The organism is Mesonia sp. HuA40 (assembly GCF_008017835.1).
Classification (GTDB): Bacteria; Bacteroidota; Bacteroidia; order Flavobacteriales; family Flavobacteriaceae; genus Mesonia.
The window spans coordinates 1-2434 of record NZ_VRLT01000010.1; the positions used below are offsets into that span (position 1 = coordinate 1).

At 32.5% G+C, this 2434-nt stretch carries 4 protein-coding genes; 1 reads left to right on the plus strand and 3 read right to left on the minus strand.

Annotation, left to right across the window (positions count from 1 at the left end; translation table 11 throughout):
- Positions 1-210: 210 nt before the first annotated feature.
- Both FT993_RS01235 and FT993_RS01240 read right to left on the minus strand, forming a co-directional pair.
- Entirely contained in the window at positions 211-546 is a 336-nt protein-coding gene (locus FT993_RS01235) for a TfoX/Sxy family protein (protein WP_147860725.1), read from the minus strand.
- Complete coding sequence (locus tag FT993_RS01240; protein WP_065230328.1) at positions 546-929, minus strand: nuclear transport factor 2 family protein; 384 nt, start codon at positions 927-929, stop codon at positions 546-548. The genes FT993_RS01235 and FT993_RS01240 overlap by 1 nt, the downstream gene beginning before the upstream one ends.
- A 94-nt stretch (positions 930-1023) precedes the next feature.
- Between FT993_RS01240 and FT993_RS01245 the strand changes: the two genes are divergently transcribed.
- Positions 1024-1431, plus strand: a complete 408-nt coding sequence (locus FT993_RS01245; protein ID WP_255504386.1) for a helix-turn-helix domain-containing protein — start codon at positions 1024-1026, stop codon at positions 1429-1431.
- Positions 1432-1582: 151 nt separating this feature from the next.
- Here the strand turns inward: FT993_RS01245 and FT993_RS01250 are convergent, their stop codons facing one another.
- Positions 1583-2293, minus strand: coding sequence for a hypothetical protein (locus FT993_RS01250; protein WP_147860726.1), 711 nt, complete (start codon positions 2291-2293; stop codon positions 1583-1585).
- Positions 2294-2434: the final 141 nt, after the last annotated feature.

The following is a 2434-nucleotide window of genomic DNA, read 5'->3' on the forward strand; positions in this document are numbered from 1 at the left end:
AAGACTTGTGATAATTATTATCAAAGGTAAATTCTCTTTTTTCATCCGTTTAGTTTTTCGCAATTGTAGGCAACGGTCTTGTATATGAAAAGTAGCGGATTTTTATGCACTTACTTTTCGATTTGGTACTGACGTTAAATTTATGAAAGCCACTTTGATTTAAGTACTTAAACCGCTATTTTTTATATACGTTGTTAGCCACAGTACTTTTTATTTTCCTTTCGAGGTCAGTTGTTCGTTAAAGTCCAATGCAAGTTCAATCCAATGTTCAAAGTCATTTTCTTGTTTCAAGTTTTCTTCTTGGACGTGTATGTAACCTTTGTAATTCCGTCCTCTCATCACAACAGTTGAGCATCCTATTTTTCTGACTTCTTGTTCGTGTAATTTAGGGTCAATTCGGCACATCATTCTTTTTGGTCCAGCAGTCAAACACATCTTTCCGTTAACCATAAATGCCAAACTGCCAAACATTTTTTTTTCCTCAACATTAGCCAAATGTTCGAGTGAATTTCTAATTCTTTGAGCAATATTTTCGCTGTATGCCATTATTTTTTCGGTGTGTTTTTGTCAAACGTAAGCGTATCGAAATAGATATGCAGTGAAGTCAGTTTACCGTGCTTTGCAGTCCAAAATTCCGCTACATCTCCAGAAATATGCTTTCCATTTGGGAAAATGTAGTCGTAATTGGCAATAACACTTGCATTGTTGCCATCAATTATCATTCTTTTTATTCGTACGTTTTGGTAAAGCCTCGAAAAGCGAGCAATAATGTTAACATAGGTTTCTTTTCCTTTGTTTATATCGTCCTTTTCCATATTGTCGGCTCTGAATTCAAAATCGTCCGATATTACGGATTCCCAACCTTGCTTTTTTGCAAAGCCTTTGTAATAGGTTTCCAATAGCTCTTTTGTAGTCGTAGAATTTGTCATTTTTCAAATCTTTAATTTAAGTTATTGCATTTTGCAAGTTCTGCAAATGTACAAAAGGTATTGTAAATTGCAAGTGCTTTATTATTTTTGTGGAATGAAAAAAAATAGGTCGGACTGTCCAATCAGTTGTTCATTGGACGTTTTTGGAGATAAATGGTCTTTGCTGATAATCAGAGACATAATGCTTCGTGGAAAGTTGTCATACAGCGAATTTTTAAAATCGGAAGAGAAAATCGCCACAAACATTTTGGTCAATCGGTTGAATATTCTTGAGTTCGAAAATATTGTTTCTAAAAAGGTGTCGCCTGAAAACAAGTCAAAATTTGTTTACAGTTTGACTAAAAAAGGTATTGATTTACTTCCGATTGTCATTGAAATTATGGATTGGGGTGCAAAATACAATGAAAACTGTCCGAGAAAGGAACTTGGCAAAAAAATCCAAGTGGATAAGTCAAAAGTCATTTCTGATTATCTTGAAAAATTAACTGAAGAATTTGGTTAGTCCGTTCGGTTTTTCGTATTGTGGCTAACGTGTTTGTGTATGGCTTGTTGCGGGAAATTCGAAAGGATTTTCCGCCGTGAACCGAAGATAGCAAATTGCAATGAATTCCGATAAGGAATTCAGCCGCAATGAGCTATACACGTTGTTGCCATTAGTTATTTCTTTCAATTATTTTGGATATATATCCTTCAAAAATTCCGACACAAGCTTCATCTTTTATTTCAATTGTTTCATTTCCTAGAGATAAATAGTAGTAAGTACCAGGTGCACATCTTCTCATTGCTGAATTTAGTAATCTTAATTTCTTTTCGAACATTATTAAATTATCAAGGTCATTTTTATCAAGTTTAATCACTTTTTTTTCTTTGATTTTTTTTCCATTTCGTTCTTCAACATACTTATATTTTAGGATAGCACCATTTTTATTAGGAATAATTTTAATCTCTGTATCTGTATATACAAAGCAGCTGCCTCCAGACAATTTTAATTTCCATTTTTTATTTTCCTCAAGACTTTTTTCAATAAAGGTCTTAATTTCATAATCTCTCATTTTTTCGACACATAAAAATAGTTTTCGAGTTTTAGGGGTAATCAAAAATGTTGTGTCTTTTTTCTGATTATAAATATTATTATATTCAATTTTGACTTCGTTTGCAGAAGTTTGTAGCCTAAATAAATCAAATTTAGATTTTGTAGTCTGACTAATAACTTTGTGATTAGTCAGTATTTCAAATTTAATTTCTGAAATATCTCTGTTCGATTCTCTATCCTTAATGCAGTTATATGCGATTAATTCAATTGTATTTTGACAAATTGTTGAATTACTGTAAAGAAGTATTAGTATTAACAGGATTTTCTTCATAATTGATGGCAACGGCTTTGGCTATGATTTCGTTGCGGAAAAATTCGCAGGAATTATTCCGTTGTAGCTCAAAGATAGAAAAAAGCGTGGAATTTTCGGTAGAAAATTCCGCCGCAATGAATTATAGCCGTTGTTACATAC

Excerpts from the sequence above, each read along its gene's own strand:
- FT993_RS01235 (WP_147860725.1), bottom strand. The coding sequence starts at position 546 with ATGGCATACAGCGAAAATATTGCTCAAAGAATTAGAAATTCACTCGAA.
- FT993_RS01240 (WP_065230328.1), bottom strand. The coding sequence starts at position 929 with ATGACAAATTCTACGACTACAAAAGAGCTATTGGAAACCTATTACAAA.
- FT993_RS01245 (WP_255504386.1), top strand. The coding sequence starts at position 1,024 with ATGAAAAAAAATAGGTCGGACTGTCCAATCAGTTGTTCATTGGACGTT.
- FT993_RS01250 (WP_147860726.1), bottom strand. The coding sequence starts at position 2,293 with ATGAAGAAAATCCTGTTAATACTAATACTTCTTTACAGTAATTCAACA.